This window comes from Flavobacterium sp. P3_A6, assembly GCF_056403035.1.
The window spans coordinates 72311-90285 of record NZ_JBFUGG010000018.1; the positions used below are offsets into that span (position 1 = coordinate 72311).

The window sequence follows — 17975 nt, forward strand, 5'->3', positions numbered from 1 at the left end:
TTTGGTTAATTGTGTTATTAGTGATTTTGTAATCTAATTAAAATGCGTTCGAAATAATTTGTTCAAATAATTCCTGTTTTCCACTTATTGGCTGAGGCTCACCGTTTGCACGTGCAATTGCGCTAAGATCTTCAAGAGTTAATTCTCCTTTTTCATATTTAGCACCATTCTCCTCGTCAAACGAACCGTAACGTTTTTGGCGTAATTCTTTATAGTTTGTGTTTTTCAAAATATGATCTGCACAGATAAGGCCTCTGGCAAAAACATCCATTCCTGCAATATGCGCAATGAATTTATCTTCGATATCGATTGAGTTTCTTCTTACTTTTGCATCAAAGTTTATTCCTCCGCCTTGAATTCCTCCTCCTTCTAAAATAACCAGCATAGATTGTGCGATTTCAAAAACATCAACAGGAAATTGATCGGTATCCCAGCCATTTTGATAATCCCCGCGATTGGCATCAATGCTTCCTAACATTCCAGCATCAACAGCCACTTGCAGCTCATGCTCAAAAGAATGTCCGGCAAGGGTTGCATGATTTACTTCTAAATTCAATTTGAAATCATTCTGAAGTCCGTGTTTGTGAAGAAATCCTAAAGTTGTTGCTGCATCAAAATCATACTGATGTTTCATAGGCTCCATAGGCTTTGGCTCAATAAGGAAAGTTCCTTTAAACCCTTGTTTGCGGGCATAATCTCTACAAATAGTCAAGAATCTCGCCATATGCTCTAATTCTCTTTTCATATCTGTGTTCAAAAGGCTCATATATCCTTCTCTGCCTCCCCAAAATACATAATTTTCACCACCTAAAGCTATTGTTGCGTCAATTGCAATTTTAGCTTGGGCTGCAGCATAAGCGACTACATCAAAATTTGGATTAGTAGAAGCTCCATTCATATATCTAGGGTTGCTAAATAGATTTGAAGTCCCCCATAATAATTTGATTCCGGTTTCTTCCTGCCTGATTTTTGCATAAGCAACCAAAGCTTGTACACGCTTTTCAAATTCTTCCAAAGTTGGGGCATCATCTACCATATCAATATCGTGAAAACAGTAATACGGTATTCCCAGTTTGCTCATAAACTCAAAAGCGGCATCCATTTTATCTTTGGCACGCTGAATAACATCTTCGTTTTTATCCCACTCAAATGTTTCAGTTCCAGCTCCAAAAGGATCTCCGCCCTTATTACATAACGTATGCCAGTAAGCCATAGAAAAACGCAAATGTTCTTTTAAAGTTTTACCAGCTACTACGCGATCTGCATCATACCATTTAAAAGCTAATGGATTAGAACTGTCCTTACCTTCAAATTTTATGGTATCGATGTTTTTAAAATACGATTGTGTTGTTGTAGTCCCCATTATTATAATTCTATTTTAATATTATTTTTCCATTCTTGATATATTTCCTGATATTGAGCAGTCAATGTAGGATTTGGCTCAACTCTTTCTATACATTTTAAGCCTTCAAAAGCCTGTTCTAACGAAGCATAGTAACCAAAACCGTAAGCAGCTCCTCGCGCAGCTCCTTCAGATCCAGTAGTATTGTACAATTCTAATGTCGTTTGTGTAGTATTGGTAAAAATTTCTCTGAAAACCGGACTCAAAAAAAGATTAGCATTTCCTGCTCTAACTATTTCCCCCGATGCTCCAACCGATTTCATAACATCGAAACCATAATTCATGGCAAACACAATTCCTTCACAAGCAGAACGAATAAGATGTCCCGACTGATGAATATTAAAGTTTAGATTTTGAATTCCAGAATTAACATTTTTATTATTAAAAATGCGTTCAACCCCATTCCCAAAAGGATAAAAACGCAAACCGTTACTGCCCGCTGCTACTTTTGCCGCTCCGGCGTTAAGGGAATCGTAAGCAATTAAAGCTGCTCTGTCTACAGACATAATTTTACGGAGCCATTGGTATAAAATTCCAGAGCCATTGATGCACAGCATCACTCCGTTATTTTTTTGGTTTTCAGTATTATTAACATGCAAAAAGGTATTGATGCGGTTTTCTTTGTCATAAACATCTTGATTGCTTACGGCATAAACCACTGCAGATGTACCTGCGGTAGTTGCAATTTCTCCAGGTTTCAGCACATTCAATGACATAGCATTGTTAGGCTGATCACCGCCACGATATGTAATTTTAACATCCGACTTTAATCCTAACTCTGATGCTGTTTCTGGATGAATTGTAGCTTGGTAACCAAAATTGGGTACGATTTCCGGAATCTTATCTGCTGGGAGTCCCATAGCGCTCAACACTTCGGTTGCCAAAGTTCCATTTGAGAAATTCCATAAAGCGGCTTCCGATAAGCCCGAAGTGCTTATCTGTGCTCTTCCTGAAAGTCTTGCAGCGATGAAATCACCAGGAAGCATCATGTAGGCCGCTTTTTGAAAAACCTCTGGCTCATTAGTTTGAACCCATTTTAATTTAGAAGCAGTAAAATTCCCCGGACTTCCAAGAATTTGCTGCTGACAGAGTTCATGTCCCATTCTGTCATAAACTTCATTTCCAATGCTTGCTGCCCTGCTATCACACCAAATGATAGACGGACGGACAGGATTTAAATTTTCATCCGTCAGAACCAAGCCATGCATTTGATAGGCGATTCCAATTCCTGTAATTTTTTTTAAGTCAATATGATGTTTTGCCCCAAGTGACTGGATACCATTTTTTACATATTCCCACCATTTATTTGGATTTTGTTCTGCCCATCCAAATTTAACAGCAGTAATTTCCATTTCAAATTCAGGAGCTGTTACTGAGGCAACAGTAATTCCTTTATCGGCATCAAATACTGATAATTTTACAGACGAACTTCCTAAATCGATTCCTAAAAAAAACATAATCTTGCTATTATTTGAGTAACTTAATATTGCTTTTCGTACTTTTGGTCAAATAAACCATAACGTTATGGTTAATTTGACTACAAGTGTACGACGTATTTTTGATATTAACAAAAAATTGCGATTAAATATTTGTTATTAATAAAAAAACAATTATTTTTTATTGATTTAATACACTTGAAAAACTTTTTTTTACATCATTTACATTAACTTTGATCCCATATTAATGTTGATTATTAACTATTTGATAATAATTAGCCTAAAAAACATTTTAATATCCAATAATAATTATTTCATAATATTTAACCCGTTGGATGTAATTATTTGTAGTAAAATAAACTGATTAAATACTTGCCAATATACTGAAATACAGCATATTGACATGGATCTATATCAAATATAGTGAAAATTATTTTAGAGTTTTAGAAGTTATAAGTTCTTTGAATTGTAAATCAGAATATATAAATCGGATGTTGGCAGAAAACAAAACATACTTGATTTATAAGCAGTTGCACTGATCCTAACGGCTGAATGTCTATTGACAGTGAAAATTCTTTATTTGAAGAGATTAATAAGCAACAAATACCTAACTTAATTGAGCGAAGTCAGTTCAATAAACGAAAACGGAAATTATTTTTATTTTTAGAAGAAGTAAGAACAAAATTAGCCTCTCGGTTTTTAGAATTTGAAGATTATTTCATTGTGGATAGTATGCTGTAGGAGATTTGCAAATTTGCATGTCATAGGAGAATTAAAATTTGTAAAAATGATTTTGAAACTGCTCCTTCAAAAGGGTTTTCTGCTTCTCAAAACAATTGGTTTTACAGATATAAACTGCATGGAATTTGCTCTATAAATAGAATATTTATTCATTTAGATATTACAAAAGCAGAAGTTCAGGATGTTCATTTTTTGAAAAACATAAAACAACAAATATCTGATTGTGTGTTGCTTGCCGATAGAGGCTACTTATCTCAAAGCATTCAATTAGATTTATTTCAAACAGTAAATATCAAATTAGACCCGAGCCTGAAAGGCAAACAGGCGAAGCAAACGCCAAAAAGAGCAAATCAAAAAAATTATAAGCCACAATAATATCTTTAGGAAATCAAAAAAAAGAATTAAAACATTATTTTCACAACCATGCGGCCAGTTCAGAATTAGAAATAATTATGCTAAAATTTTTGAAGGTTTTAAAACAAGAATTTCAGGAAAAACAACAGCATTAGCATTGGTTCAATATATCAATAAATTCATCTTTAATAGACCAATAAGCAATATTAAAAATCAAACAATTTAATTACACCCAACGGATTAATATTTATTAGATGCGATCAACGTAACTTTCAAAAAAAAATTAATTTAGCACCAAATTCATAACGCAATGGAAGAGAAAAATAGAGATCAGGATTTAATACAAATAACAGAGCATTCTTCGATGAATGCCATTTCTATTGACTGTGTTATATTTGGTTTTGACAATGGAATTTTAGAAGTTCTCGTAGTACAGCACGGAGAGGGTATCAGTAAAGGAAAATGGGGATTGCCTGGTGGCTGGATAAATAAAAAGGAGAGCACCGATGCAGCTGCTCATAGATTATTGGCAGATTTAACCGGAATGGATAATATTTATCTTGAGCAGTTAAAAGCTTTTGGCGAGCCCGAACGTTTCCCTGTGAGAAGAGTTATTACAATAGGATATTATGCTTTAGTAAAAAGAGAAGATTACAATATTAAGGCTGGTTTTACGGCTTCGGACGCTAAATGGTATAAGATTAATGATATCCCCAAACTAATATATGACCATAATGAAATTCTGGACTACAGCATAAAAAACCTGCGTAACAGAGTTCGCCAAACACCAATAGGTTTTAATCTGCTTCCTGAAAAATTTACACTACTGCAGCTCATGCATCTGTATGAAGAAATACTGGGAATAGAGATGGATAAATCTAATTTTCGCAGAAAGATTCTGCATATGAAATTACTGGTCGCTTTGGACGAAAAACAAAAAGATGTATCACATCGGGCGGCGCAGCTCTATAAATTCGACTCAGAAATTTACGAGAAACTGACTCAGAAAGGATTTAATTTTGAATTTTAAACCTTGCTTTTAAAAGCAAAAAATGACATTTTTACATTCTAAAAAAAAAGCAAAATTGACAACTGAAGCACAAACAGAAATTAAGAATACAGCGATTGACGGCATCACAATCGATTGTGTAATATTTAGCTTTAATAAAGAAAGTCTTGAGGTTCTTTTGGTACAGCATGCCGAAGGAGAAAGCATAGGAAAATGGGGGCTTCTCGGCGGATGGATGAAAAAAGAAGAAAGTGCCGATGATGCTGCGCAAAGAATATTGCACGAGCTTACCAGCATGGACAATATCTATTTAGAACAATTAAAAGCTTTTACCAACCCAAAACGTGTAATCGAACGCCGAGTGGTTACTATTGGCTACTACACTCTGATAAATCGTGAAGATTATAATATAAAAGCAAGTTTAACTGTAAGAGAAGCCAAATGGCATAAAATAAATAACATTCCTCATTTAATTTTCGACCACAATGAAATTTTAGATTTCAGCCTGATGCACTTGCAAAATAGAGTTCGACAAGCTCCTATTGGCTTTAACCTCCTGCCCGAAAAATTTACTTTATTGCAGTTAATGCATCTTTATGAAGAAATATTAGGCATTGAATTGGACAAATCTAATTTCCGAAGAAAGATTCTGCACATGAAATTGTTAGTCGCCTTGGACGAAAAACAAAAAGACGTTTCACACAGAGCCGCAAAACTATACAAATTTGATTCGGAAATTTATGAGAAGCTCACTCAAAAAGGCTTTAACTTTGAGTTTTGATTATTCATTAATTAAGACGAATTTCAAAACAAAGAATGCTGTACAATCCAAATCATACGACTTATCAACAGTACCGGAAATTAACTTTCAATAGCTGAAACCATACGCAAGTATTCTGTAATTTTGTGACATGTATGCTTTAGTCGACTGCAATAATTTTTATGCTTCCTGCGAACGTGTTTTTCAGCCGAAATTCAACGGAAAACCTGTTGCGGTATTATCCAATAATGACGGCTGCGTGATTTCGAGAAGCAACGAAGCCAAAGCGGCAGGAGTACCAATGGGAGCGCCAGCATTTAAAATTAAAGAGTTGGTTAAAGAGAAAAATGTTCAGATTTTTTCTTCCAATTATCCGCTGTATGGAGATTTGAGCAATCGGGTGATGTCAATTTTGGGGCAGTTCACTCCAAATGTCGAAATTTACAGCATTGATGAAGCTTTTCTGAATTTTGATGGTTTAGACATTTTGGACTATCACGATTATGGCCTTCAAATAAAAAACCGGATTCATAAATGGGTAGGCCTTCCGGTATGCATTGGCTTTGCCGAAACCAAAGCATTGTCTAAAATAGCCAATAAAATAGCTAAAGAATTCCAGAGCAGAACCCAAGGAATTTATGTAATTGACAGTGAAGAAAAACGTCTTAAAGCCTTAAAGTGGACTAAAATTGAAGATGTTTGGGGCATTGGCTACCGCACAAACAAAAAAGCTAAACTCCGAAAAATACAAACCGCTCTGGATTTTATCCAGCCACAGCACGAAGCTTGGATTAGGAAAGAAATGGGTGTTATAGGTTTACGCCTAAAATGTGAACTAGAAGGAAAATCGGTTTTAGACTTAGAACCTATTGTCGAACAAAAGAAAAGCATTGCCACCACAAGAAGCTTTCCTAAACAAATAGCCGATTTTGATTTGCTTCGGGAACGGGTAACTACTTTTGCTGCCGTCTGTGCTGAAAAATTACGCAAACAGCATACCTGCTGTCACACCATTATTGTAATGCTGGTCGTCGATAAACATACTGTCCAGACATCAAAATATTATTTCAATATGGCAGTAACACTGCCTTACGCAACCCATTCGACCTTAACTATTACAAATGCCGCAGTAGCAATTCTGAAAAAATTACACGAACGCAATGAAGGCATCAAATTCAAAAAAGCAGGTGTTATTGTAACCGAACTCATAGACGAAAACAAAAAACAATTGCAATTATTTGAGGAGGAAAATCCCAAACATTTGGCTTTAATGAAAGCGATGGACAAACTGAATCATAAAATTGGCGACACCAAAGTAAAACTGGCCAGTCAAAATTTAAGCCTGACTTGGAATATGAATCAGAATCATCTTTCTCCAAAATACACTACCAAGTTTAAAGATATATTGGAAATACAATGTCTATAAAAAAAGAACAAAAACTAACTTTATTTCGTCCTGATTTTGAAAGCGACAGATTTATTCCGTACATAAATGAAGGCGTTTCGGCAGGCTTTCCCTCGCCTGCTGAAGATTTTATGGAAACCAATATTGATTTGAATAAAGAGTTAAGCGAAAATCCTTTGGCAACATTTTACATCAAAGTCAAAGGCAATTCCATGATTGATGCAGGAATCAATGACAAAGATGTTTTGGTCGTCGACAGAAGCCTAGAACCTCGAAACAATAAAATTGCTATTTGCTGTATTGATGGTGAATTTACCGTAAAACGCATTCAGGTCGAAAAAGACTGCTTATACCTCATGCCCGAAAATTCCAGTTACGAACCCATAAAAGTTACCGAAGAAAACCAGCTTATCATTTGGGGAATGGTGACTTATGTTATAAAAAAAGTGTAAATAATTTAACCGCAAGGCACGCAAAGCTTTGCGCTTAAATCAGCCACAGATTTTTACGGATAAACGGATCTCCACCGACATAAATTTACAGCAACGTTCACAATAAAACGTAAGACACGCAAAGCTTTGCGAACTTAGCGTAATTCTTTGTGCCCTTTGCGATTTAATAATCATGAACCCATTCAAAACCTCAAACAACTTACTGTCAACACAAAAGCTTATTCTTCTCTTTGATTTATAAAAAATAGTGGGTATGTTTACAAAGGACAACTTTAATCCCTTATTCCCCATGAAATTTAAAAATCTCCTTATTCTGCCTTTATTGCTATTGGCTAATAATTTGTGTTATGCACAAAAAGAATCCAAAAACTGGAATGGTAAAAAATGTGCCGTTGTGCTAACCTATGATGATGCCTTAAATATTCATCTGGACAAAGTAATCCCGGCACTTAATTCTTTCGGCTTCCAAGGGACTTTTTATCTTATTGCTTCATCCTCTGTAGTTACAGACCGAAAAGAAGAATGGCGAACGGCTTCCGAAAAGGGTCATGAATTAGGAAACCACACCTTAAATCATCCGTGCGACGGCAGTTTACCGGGGCGTGGTTTTGTAAACAAAGACAATGATCTTTCCACCTATACAGTAGCCAGAGCAGTAAAGGAAATAAGAACGGCAAACCAAATCCTAAAAGACATTGATGGCAAATCCGACCGTACTTTTGCTTATCCTTGCGGCGATCTAAAAATTGGTGATACACTTTATTATGATTATCTGAAAAAAGATTTTGTAGCCGCAAGAGGTGTTCAGCCCGGATTCCTTCCGGCAAAAACTGTAGATTTGTCCAATGTGAATTCATTTGTGGAAAATGGAACTACCGCAGCACAAATGATTGCCCAAATTGAACAAGCCGAAAAGGCTGGATCGTTTATCGTCTTCCTTTTCCATGGAGTTGGCGGTGAACATGCGCTAAATATCGATTGGGAAGAACATCAAAAATTACTTCTCTACTTAAAAAACAGAGAAAAAGACATTTGGGTTACAACAATGGTGGATTTGGGTAAGTATATTCAAAAACAGCAGTCTTATTAGGTAGTTGGCAGATACAGCCCTGAAAAAACATATATAAATTGTTGAAAAATAAATAGTTATGTAAATAACTATTCAAAAGTTGTATCACCTCTCTATTTATCTTTGTAGAATAATTTTAAAACTTTAAAAAAATGGAAAAGCAAATAAAATTTGAAAATGGAAATTTAAAAATAGGTTACTGTGACAACTCGCAAGATATTTCTATTTATGAAAGTGGAGAATATACGGAACCAATAAGAATCACATTTATTCCAAGTATTGAAATGACAGAAGCTGACTGTTTGAAATATACAAACGAAAATATGTCCAGAATAATTGAAGAAACTAAAATAGTGATTGCTGAAAATAATGATTTCTATAAAAACTTTAAAATTGACTTTAATTCTGAATTCACTGGTTATAATTTAGACCGAAATCACTTAAATAGAGATTTATTAATTGTTTGTAAAAGTTGGATGTACTTGAAATGTGAATTGAGTGAAACAGAAGCTGTATTGGAAAACTAAATAAAAGTGCATCTGCTAAGAGCTATTACAATGGATTTGGGCAATAAGACTCAATAAGAAGTTATTTTTACATTTGGCAGATTTAAGCAAATACAATCACAAATAACAGTCCAACAAAACCATTTTTCTTCAAAAAAAAAGTGTGAAGCTAAACGAATTTAGCTTCACACTTTTTATATAACTAACTTATTATTATTTTACCAAAACTTAGCGTACAGAGCAAAAATAACCAATAAAGTGATTACGATCATAACTGTAGTCTGTGGTTTCAATTTGAACATTTCTGTATCCAATTCGAATGCTTTTGGATTCACTTTTGGTCCAGCCATACTGATACCAATCATTAAAAGCATTGTAAAGGCAAATGATAATCCCATACAAATGTGGAATGGAATTTCGAAAGCTCCTTTTCCGTTATTGTAAGCAGTATATAATAATGTTTCATTTCCGAATAAAGCAGGTGCAAATTCATTGAATAAAACAGATAATAAGAAACCTGCAATTACACCAACAATAGCTGCTGTACCAGTTGTTCTTTTCCAGAACATACCAAGGAAGAACATAGCGAAAACCCCTGGGCTAATAAATCCTGTATATTTTTGGATATAAGTAAATCCACCTACACCACCAATTCCTAACAAGTCATTCCAAGTAAATAAAACAGCCAAAAGCATTGCAGCAAAAACGGCATATCTTCCAATGTTTACTTGATGATTATCTGAAGCATCTTTTTGAATGTATTTTTTATGTACGTCTAATGTATAGATAGTAGAAATACTGTTTACTTTACCCGCCAAAGAAGCAACAATCGCCGCAGTCAAAGCCGCAACAGATAATCCTTTTAAACCCGTAGGAAGGAAAGTCAACATTGCTGAGTAAGCTCCGTCTTTTCCGCCAACTAATTGTGGTAAATGTCCGTTTTGATATAATACATAAGCTGCAATACCAGGTAACATTACGATAAGAGGCATTAATAATTTCAAGAATCCAGCAAATAAAATACCTGTACGCGCAGTTTGTAAATCAGCTCCTAAAGCTCTTTGAGTGATGTACTGATTACAACCCCAATAGTTAAGGTTGATAATCCAAATACCAGCCAAATAAGACATTAATCCAGGGAAAGTAAGGTATTTGTCAATCTCTAATTGAGAAGAAGCGGCAGTAGGTCTTGGGATAATCATTTTGAAATGCTCAGGCGCTTTTTCCATTAAAACTTGGAAACCAGCAATAGCATCGTGACCAAAACCAAAATATTGTCCAACTGTTGTCAAAGCAATATAAGAAGTAACCAAACCTCCAATAATTAAAACGGCAACCTGAATTACATCGGTATAAGCAACAACCTTCATACCTCCCAAAGAGATGATTAAAGCAAAAACAGCTAATCCTATCATAATAGCATGAAGATATTCACCTCCAGCTAATCCGTTAATAGCAACAGCTCCTAAATACAGGATAGAAGTTAAGTTCACAAAAACATATAAAAACAACCAAAAAACAGCCATAATCAAAGCCGTTGATTCGTTATATCTTGTTTTCAAAAATTGAGGCATGGTATAAATCTTGTTTTTCAAATAAACAGGAATGAACCAAACTGCCACAATAATCAAAGCAATAGCGGCAAGCCACTCATAAGCAGCAACTGCTATTCCTAAAAAGAATCCTTCCCCGCTCATTCCGATAAATTGCTCAGCGGAAATGTTTGAAGCGATTAATGAAGCTCCAATTGCCCACCATGTCAAAGTTCCTTCTGCAAGGAAATAAGCTTTGGCATCGTGTTCATTTCTTTCACGCTTGCGATAAATAGTGTATCCGTAGACGGATACCGCTATAAAATAAATAATAAATACTGCGTAATCTGCAAAAGCTAAGTTATTGCTCATTAGTAAATAATTTTTTAAAAGTTAATATAAGGTTATTTGTTTTTCTTTTAATAATTTGTAATCTTACTTCTATTTTGGGGTGCCAAGATAATACATCTTTTCAATAAAATAGAGGAATTTCTCACTCAAATTAAACATAAAATAAAAAATATGTTTTAATTCTATTGTTTTATTATGAATTATTGAAGCCAAATGTAAAATAAAAAAATTTATTAGCAATGCCTATAAATGTGTTTTTTACATTTATTTTGTTTTTTTAATAGTAACCAGCATATGATTAGCTCTTTAGCTACAAATTTTCAGGCTTAAATTCAGGGCTCGTTCTAATCTTTTGTTCCCATTTCCAAGCACTTGCCATAGCTTCTTCCAGAGTCGAGACGGTTTTCCATCCCAAAACGGTATTTGCCTTATCAGTATCGGCATAAGCCGAAGTTACGTCACCTTCTCTTCTTTCTACTATTTTATAAGGCAATTTTGTTCCGCTTACTTTCTCAAAAGCCGCAATTACTTCCAAAACTGAGCTTCCTGTCCCTGTCCCAAGATTAAAAATCTCTAATGGTTCTGCATTTTTTTTGTTCAATAACCGCTGCAGTGCAATTACGTGTGCTTTGGCCAGATCGACTACATGAATATAATCACGTACACAAGTTCCGTCCACAGTTGGGTAATCATTCCCATAAACAGATAGTTCAGCACGCAATCCCATTCCGGCTTGTGTAATAAATGGAACTAAATTTTGCGGTACTCCAATAGGCAATTCTCCGATTTCTGCAGAAGGATGTGCTCCAATAGGATTAAAATAACGAAGCAGAATAGCATTGATGTTACTCACCTTCACCACATCTTGAATAATCTCTTCCCCTATTTGCTTGGTATTTCCGTAAGGAGACAAAGCAGGCTGAATGGGAGTTGTCTCTGCAATAGGCATCACTTCGGCTTGACCGTAAACTGTACAAGACGAACTGAAGATAAAGTGAGCTTCTTTCTTTTTCTCTAATTCCTGCAAAATATAAACCAAAGCACCTAGGTTATTTTCATAATACAGTAAAGGATTTTTTACGCTTTCGCCAACTGCTTTCGAAGCTGCAAAATGAATTACCCCAGCCACATCATCATGCTCTGCAAAGAAACGCTGCACCTCTTTTTTTTCTCTTAAATCAATTCCGGAAAAAATTGGTTTTTTCCCTGTAATTCGTTCAATACCATCCAAAACTTCGATAGAAGAATTAGAGAGATTATCGATCACTACCACTTCAAAACCTTGGTTTTGCAATTCAACAACGGTATGAGATCCAATAAAACCCAAACCGCCTGTAACGACTATCTTACTCATTTTATTTGTTTTTTACTTTTTTAAATTCTTTTGTAAATTCCAATCAGCTCAAAGATTCATTCATTTTGGTTTTATAACAAACCCATAACTATATTCCTTATCTTTCAGTTGATACTGCGCATGTGGGAGTGCACCCCAGCTGTTATCCCCACCTACTCCTCTTTGGGCTAAATCTATACATACCACCACCTCATTCCGGGGAGTTATATCATTGATGTGACGGTATTTTTTGGTTAATCCCGGATCAAAATCTTCAGGATAGTTGTGCAGCGCACTCACACCTAAAGGCTGTAAACCATCAATTTGGATTCCGTTTCCTGATGTATTGGTAAGCGTTAACCAGCGGACATCTGTTTTATATCCATTTTCCTGTGGACGGGTATAAGGAACATACTGATCTGCAGCTTTACTGCTGTAAATTCCTTTAAACGAGGCGGTATTTCTATCCTGATAATTTTCCCAAGGACCTCTTCCATAATAAGTAAAATTATCCAGCTCCTTTTTAAGAGAAAATATCATTCCAAAACGGGGCATTTCGGACAATGGATTGCTACCGGCCTTAAATGAATTTGACACCTCTAAACTTCCGTCTGTGTTCATAGTATAAACAATCGTATATACAGATGCAACATCTCTTAAAAAAAGAGTAGCCACAACACTTGTTTTTCCAGAGACTTCTTTAATTTCAAAGGTTTTCACATTACTGAATTTCGCTGCGGTTCTCCATACATTGCTTTCTGCCTGCATATTATTTCCAAAATCATTGTCTGTGGGTGCGCGCCAAAAATTAGGAACTGGCAGCTGATTAAAAAATCTTTCCCCCTTAGATTTATAATCTTGAATCAAACCTGTATTCTTGTTTATTGCAACCTCAACGCCAGACGAACTAAGTGTAACAGCATCTTTAGTTTCTTTCACAATAGGATTTGCCACTTTCTCCGCAGCTTTAACAAAATAATTATTAGGACCAATTGAAAACTGCTCTCTGGCTGCTTCAAAATTTTGAGGTAAAACTTCGCTGCCATTACGTGTGTAAGCATAAATATTCAAAAGATATTCTGTAGCATCCTTTGCAGTTAATTTAGGCAATTCCAGTTGTATTTCCTTTTTGGATTGAGGAGCAAGACTAACATCTATTGTTGAAGTCTTTATAACCAAACCGTTTTCTAAAACTTCGTATTTGAAAATATAATTATCAAGGTTAGTATAACCAAAACCGTTTTCTACCTCTATTATTCCTTTATTCAAATCAACACCTTTGAATAAAATATCCTGATATACTTTCTTTACTTCAAAAGCACCGGGATGTGGCTTTCGGTCTGGCCAAACCAATCCGTTATGGCAAAAATTTTCATCATTCGTGTAGTTTTGGCTTCCCATGTCTCCGCCATAAGTCCAATATTTGCGCCCCACTTCATCAGTCATTTCAAAACCCTGGTCTACCCAATCCCAGATAAATCCACCCTGCATGTTTGTACTGCCGTGAATAATATCCCAATATTCCTGAAAATTACCGCTGCTGTTTCCCATTGCATGTGCATACTCACACATAATAAACGGGCGTTTTACATCCTTGCGTTTAGCATACTCTTTCATGTACTCTATGCTTGGATACATCGGGCATACGACATCTGTATTGTCTTCTTCCATGGCTTGTTCAAACTGAACCAATCGGGTTTTGTCCCTGCTTTTAATCCATTTGTAAGCATCTTGAAAAACTTTACCGTTTCCGCATTCATTCCCCAAGGACCAAAGAATAACTGAAGGCTGGTTTTTGTCCCGTTCTACCAAACTGTAAATACGATCCATGTGTGCGGCGTGCCATTCGGGTCTGTATGCGGGATGGCTTGCAAAATCAGAAATCCAAGGCAGAGAACCCATACCATGGCTCTCAATATTAGCTTCATCTACCAAAAACAAACCGTATTTATTACACAGTTTTACCCATAATAAATTATTGGGATAATGACTGCAGCGCACGGCATTAATGTTTAATTCTTTCATCAGCTTAATATCCTTCATCATCGTTTCCTTATCCTGATAATGACCCGTTTTAGGATTATGCTCATGAATATTTACACCATGAACCATAATTCGGATACCATTGACTAATAATTGTCCGTTTTTCAGCTCCACCTTTCGAAAACCAACTGATGTTCCTACTGTTTCAATAAGATTTCCGTTTTCATCTTTAAGCGAGAGCAATAAAGTATACAAATTAGGTGTTTCGTTGCTCCACAAACTGGGTTTCGCAACATTCTGGCTAAATGTAACTGATTCTGCTGCATTGGCTTTTACATTTATCTTAACAGATTTTGTAAAGAGTACTGTTCCGTTTTTATCTACCAATTTGGTCTCAACTATCTGATTGTTTTTTGGAACTGAATTCTTGTTCTGAAGTTTTACATCAACAGATAAACTTCCGTTTTTATACGAAGCATCTAAATCCGGACGCACAAAGAAATCGGCAATTCGTATATTAGCAGTACTGTACAGATACACATCGCGGTCGATTCCTGATAAACGCCAAAAATCCTGATCTTCTAAATAGGAACCATCGCTCCAGCGGTACACTTCTACAGCCACCTGATTCTTACCCGCTTTTACATATTTAGTGATATCAAATTCCGAGGGGCTTTTTGTGTTTTCACTGTAACCTGCTTTCTCACCATTTACCCAAATATACATTGCCGAAGTACCTCCTTCAAAGTGAAGATAAACCCTGCGGTTCTTCCAGTTTTCCGGCAGTTCAAATGTACGTTTGTATGAACCCACCGGATTATCATTATGGTTTATAAATGGCGGATTTTTGACAAACGGATAAGTAATATTCGTATAGATAGGAATTCCATAACCCTGCAGCTCCCAATTAGAAGGCACCGAAATTTCTTTCCAATTTGTTGTATTAAAATTAGTTTTGAAAAAATCATCCGGTCTTTCATCTGGCGTTGGAGACCAATTGAATTTCCACATACCATTTAAGCTTAGAAACCACGGAGAACGGGTATAATCATCTGCAATAGCAGACAGCTCATCAGCATACGGCAAAAATGCCGCTCGGGCTGGCTCTCTATTAATCTGGAATATTTCTGGATTTTCCCAGTCGTTAGCTGTCGATTTTTCTTGTGCAGCTAACGCTAAAGAAAGAAAAACAAAGCTCAAAAGGATTGATTTTTTCATCTATTTATTTTTATAATGTACATCAGAAAGCGCTTTTAATACTGCTGCACTTTTCTCAGGAGTAATATCTCTTTGTGCTTCACCCATCATTTCGTATCCAACCATAAATTTCTTTACAGAAGCTGAACGCAGCAACGGCGGATAAAAATGCATGTGAAATTGCCATTCCGGATGTGGTTCTCCATCTGTAGGCGCTTGATGAATTCCAGAAGAATACGGAAAAGAAGTCTCAAAAAGATTATCGTATTTTATCGTTAATAGCTTTAAAACTGAAGCATAAGCCGAAACTTCTTCTGAAGTGAACTCCGTAATTTTTGTAATATGCCTTTTACTGATAATCATTGTCTCGAATGGCCAAATAGCCCAAAAAGGAACCAATGCCACGAAATGTTCATTCTCAACTACGATACGTTCTTTCAGTTGTAATTCTTCTTTCAGATAATCCAGTAAAAGGTTGCTGTTATTTTTTTCAAAATAAGCTTTCAGACTGTTTTGTGTTTTCTCAACTTGAGTAGGCAAAGAAGACTGTGCCCATATTTGTCCGTGAGGGTGCGGATTGCTGCAGCCCATTACGCTTCCTTTATTTTCAAAAATCTGAACATGATTAATGTAATCTACATTTCCTAATTCAGTGTATTCTTTTTGCCAAGTTCTGATAATAGTCTCTATTCCCTGTAGCTCCATTTCAGGTAAAGTCAAATCGTGTCTTGGCGAAAAACAAACTACTCTGGCAATGCCGCGTTCTGGCTGTGCTTTAAAGAAAGTAGGCTTAGAATCTTCTTCAAACAAGATAGGCTCTTGTTTTACAGCTGCAAAGTCATTCTCGAAAACAAAACTCGATTCATATTTTGGATTTGTTTCCCCATTGGCACGAACATTCCCTGCGCATAAATAACAAGCAGGATCATACTCTGGAAGTGCATCCGTGTGGATTTTTTCGTTTTGTCCCTGCCAAGGTCTTGTTGCTCTGTGTGGTGACACCAATACCCATTCATTAATTAACGGATTGAAACGTCTGTGCGGATCTTCGTTTATATCAAAATTTTTCATTTTATTCATTTTATGGTTTACCACAAATTAGGTGGAAAATATTTTTCTTGCCACAGATTAAAAGATTAGCACGGATTTTCTTCATCATGTTAAAAAAAATCAGTGTAAATCTTTTTAATCAGTGGCTATTTTATCAGTTTCGCGATTACAGCCACATTGTTTTTTTCAAAACCGGGCTTTATAACTAAAGCACTGGCTCATATAATGATGTACCGTTGCCGATTTTTACATCATAAATTCTCAATTCTATATCAAAAGCTTCTTTGTATAACTGAGTCAGTTTTGCTTTGATAGCTTCTTCTTCTCCCTTTTTAATCAAATTGATCGTACAGCCTCCAAAACCGCCTCCCATTAATCGGGAACCAATTACTGCTTTCTCTTTTTTCAAAGTGTCTACAATAAAATCCAGCTCATCACAGCTCACTAAATATTCTTTAGACAAACCTTCGTGGGTTTCGAAAAGCAATTTACCCAATTCTTCAATGTTTCCATTATCCAAAGCTTCGCAGGCAAGTGCTACACGGCGAATTTCTTTAACAACAAAATGAGATCTGACAAACACATTAGGCGACATTTTATCTTTCAGACGAAGCACATGGCTCTCGTCACAATCTCTAAAACTGCTAATCTCCGGAAAATTACTCTTGATAATAGAAAGTCCTTCTTCACATTCTTCTCTTCTTGTATTGTAAGCAGACGTAAACAAAGAATGCTTCACATTGCTGTCGAACAAAATTAGCGAATAGTCATTAAAATTGGCATTATGATACTCGTATTCTAATGTTTTGCAGTCAATTTTAATCACTTTATTCTCTAAGCCCATTACGCTCGAAAATTGATCCATAATACCGCAGTTGATCCCAACCCAGTGTTCTGCTTTTTGACCCATTAATGCAATATCTACTTTTGGAATCGATAAATCAAAAAGTTCTTTGATCCCAAAAATTGTCCCGCATTCTAAAGCCGCCGAAGAAGATAATCCCGATCCAACAGGAATATTGCTGCTAAATACACAATTAAAACCGTCGAATGAAAATCCTTTATCCTGCAATTGCTTGATAACTCCCAAAATATAATTGGTCCAGACGACTTTGCTTAATACAATCTCTTGTGTTAAATCAACTTCAAATTCTTCATTTAAATCGATGGCAACAATTTTAGATTGCTTCGAATTGTTTTTTGCAAAAGCGAAACAAATAATCTTGTCGATGGCAGCAGGCAGCACATAACCGTCGTTATAATCGATATGTTCCCCAATAATGTTAATTCTCCCAGGAGAAAGTACTATTTTTTCCGGAGCATTACCAAATGTCTCTTGAAAAAAATCGGTTGTTTTTTTAATTAATAAATCATTCATTATTTTTAAATTACTGT

At 35.7% G+C, this 17975-nt stretch carries 13 protein-coding genes and 1 pseudogene; 7 read left to right on the top strand and 7 right to left on the bottom strand.

All coding sequences use genetic code 11. The features are described from left to right. Positions 1-37: 37 nt before the first annotated feature. Positions 38-1363: a xylose isomerase gene (gene xylA / locus AC1DVP_RS16035; protein WP_477184497.1), complete on the bottom strand. Its 1326-nt coding sequence runs from the start codon at positions 1361-1363 to the stop codon at positions 38-40. 2 nt (positions 1364-1365) lie between these two features. Continuing rightward, complete coding sequence (locus tag AC1DVP_RS16040; RefSeq protein ID WP_477184498.1) at positions 1366-2859, bottom strand: xylulokinase; 1494 nt, start codon at positions 2857-2859, stop codon at positions 1366-1368. Between the two features lie 392 nt (positions 2860-3251). Between AC1DVP_RS16040 and AC1DVP_RS16045 the strand changes: the two are divergent. The 7 genes and pseudogenes from AC1DVP_RS16045 to AC1DVP_RS16075 all read left to right on the top strand — a co-directional run bounded on the left by AC1DVP_RS16045 (position 3252) and on the right by AC1DVP_RS16075 (position 9155). After that, positions 3252-4159: pseudogene (locus AC1DVP_RS16045) on the top strand (IS982 family transposase). Between the two features lie 84 nt (positions 4160-4243). Then, positions 4244-4963: an NUDIX hydrolase gene (locus AC1DVP_RS16050; protein WP_477184499.1), complete on the top strand. Its 720-nt coding sequence runs from the start codon at positions 4244-4246 to the stop codon at positions 4961-4963. 22 nt (positions 4964-4985) lie between these two features. Continuing rightward, positions 4986-5723: an NrtR DNA-binding winged helix domain-containing protein gene (locus AC1DVP_RS16055; protein WP_477184500.1), complete on the top strand. Its 738-nt coding sequence runs from the start codon at positions 4986-4988 to the stop codon at positions 5721-5723. A gap of 130 nt (positions 5724-5853) precedes the next feature. Further along, positions 5854-7128 carry a Y-family DNA polymerase gene (locus AC1DVP_RS16060; protein ID WP_477184501.1) on the top strand — a complete coding sequence of 425 codons (1275 nt, stop codon included), beginning with the start codon at positions 5854-5856 and terminating at the stop codon, positions 7126-7128. Next, positions 7119-7559, top strand: coding sequence for a LexA family protein (locus tag AC1DVP_RS16065; RefSeq protein WP_477184502.1), 441 nt, complete (start codon positions 7119-7121; stop codon positions 7557-7559). The genes AC1DVP_RS16060 and AC1DVP_RS16065 overlap by 10 nt, the downstream gene beginning before the upstream one ends. Before the next feature lie 289 nt (positions 7560-7848). Beyond that, the gene (locus tag AC1DVP_RS16070; protein ID WP_477184503.1) at positions 7849-8649 is read left to right on the top strand and encodes a polysaccharide deacetylase family protein; all 801 of its coding nucleotides are present in this window, start codon (positions 7849-7851) and stop codon (positions 8647-8649) included. A gap of 131 nt (positions 8650-8780) precedes the next feature. Further along, positions 8781-9155: a hypothetical protein gene (locus AC1DVP_RS16075; protein WP_477184504.1), complete on the top strand. Its 375-nt coding sequence runs from the start codon at positions 8781-8783 to the stop codon at positions 9153-9155. A gap of 197 nt (positions 9156-9352) precedes the next feature. On the opposite strand, the gene AC1DVP_RS16080 is transcribed toward AC1DVP_RS16075, so the two are convergent. The 5 genes from AC1DVP_RS16080 to galK form a co-directional block, all read right to left on the bottom strand. Continuing rightward, the gene (locus tag AC1DVP_RS16080) at positions 9353-11038 is read right to left on the bottom strand and encodes a sodium/sugar symporter (protein WP_477184505.1); all 1686 of its coding nucleotides are present in this window, start codon (positions 11036-11038) and stop codon (positions 9353-9355) included. A gap of 289 nt (positions 11039-11327) precedes the next feature. Next, positions 11328-12371 (bottom strand): UDP-glucose 4-epimerase GalE, encoded by a 1044-nt coding sequence (gene galE, locus AC1DVP_RS16085; RefSeq protein WP_477184506.1) that lies wholly within the window; start codon positions 12369-12371, stop codon positions 11328-11330. 60 nt (positions 12372-12431) lie between these two features. Beyond that, positions 12432-15551 carry a beta-galactosidase, LacZ type gene (gene lacZ / locus AC1DVP_RS16090; protein WP_477184507.1) on the bottom strand — a complete coding sequence of 1040 codons (3120 nt, stop codon included), beginning with the start codon at positions 15549-15551 and terminating at the stop codon, positions 12432-12434. Next, positions 15552-16601, bottom strand: a complete 1050-nt coding sequence (locus tag AC1DVP_RS16095; RefSeq protein WP_477184508.1) for a UDP-glucose--hexose-1-phosphate uridylyltransferase — start codon at positions 16599-16601, stop codon at positions 15552-15554. Between the two features lie 184 nt (positions 16602-16785). Then, entirely contained in the window at positions 16786-17958 is a 1173-nt protein-coding gene (gene galK / locus AC1DVP_RS16100; RefSeq protein WP_477184509.1) for a galactokinase, read from the bottom strand. Positions 17959-17975 lie beyond the last annotated feature (17 nt).

Coding starts and splice junctions, on each gene's coding strand:
- galK (WP_477184509.1), bottom strand. CDS start 17,958: ATGAATGATTTATTAATTAAAAAAACAACCGATTTTTTTCAAGAGACA.
- AC1DVP_RS16055 (WP_477184500.1), top strand. CDS start 4,986: ATGACATTTTTACATTCTAAAAAAAAAGCAAAATTGACAACTGAAGCA.
- AC1DVP_RS16075 (WP_477184504.1), top strand. CDS start 8,781: ATGGAAAAGCAAATAAAATTTGAAAATGGAAATTTAAAAATAGGTTAC.
- lacZ (WP_477184507.1), bottom strand. CDS start 15,551: ATGAAAAAATCAATCCTTTTGAGCTTTGTTTTTCTTTCTTTAGCGTTA.
- AC1DVP_RS16070 (WP_477184503.1), top strand. CDS start 7,849: ATGAAATTTAAAAATCTCCTTATTCTGCCTTTATTGCTATTGGCTAAT.
- AC1DVP_RS16065 (WP_477184502.1), top strand. CDS start 7,119: ATGTCTATAAAAAAAGAACAAAAACTAACTTTATTTCGTCCTGATTTT.
- xylA (WP_477184497.1), bottom strand. CDS start 1,363: ATGGGGACTACAACAACACAATCGTATTTTAAAAACATCGATACCATA.
- AC1DVP_RS16080 (WP_477184505.1), bottom strand. CDS start 11,038: ATGAGCAATAACTTAGCTTTTGCAGATTACGCAGTATTTATTATTTAT.
- AC1DVP_RS16060 (WP_477184501.1), top strand. CDS start 5,854: ATGTATGCTTTAGTCGACTGCAATAATTTTTATGCTTCCTGCGAACGT.
- AC1DVP_RS16050 (WP_477184499.1), top strand. CDS start 4,244: ATGGAAGAGAAAAATAGAGATCAGGATTTAATACAAATAACAGAGCAT.
- AC1DVP_RS16040 (WP_477184498.1), bottom strand. CDS start 2,859: ATGTTTTTTTTAGGAATCGATTTAGGAAGTTCGTCTGTAAAATTATCA.
- AC1DVP_RS16095 (WP_477184508.1), bottom strand. CDS start 16,601: ATGAAAAATTTTGATATAAACGAAGATCCGCACAGACGTTTCAATCCG.
- galE (WP_477184506.1), bottom strand. CDS start 12,371: ATGAGTAAGATAGTCGTTACAGGCGGTTTGGGTTTTATTGGATCTCAT.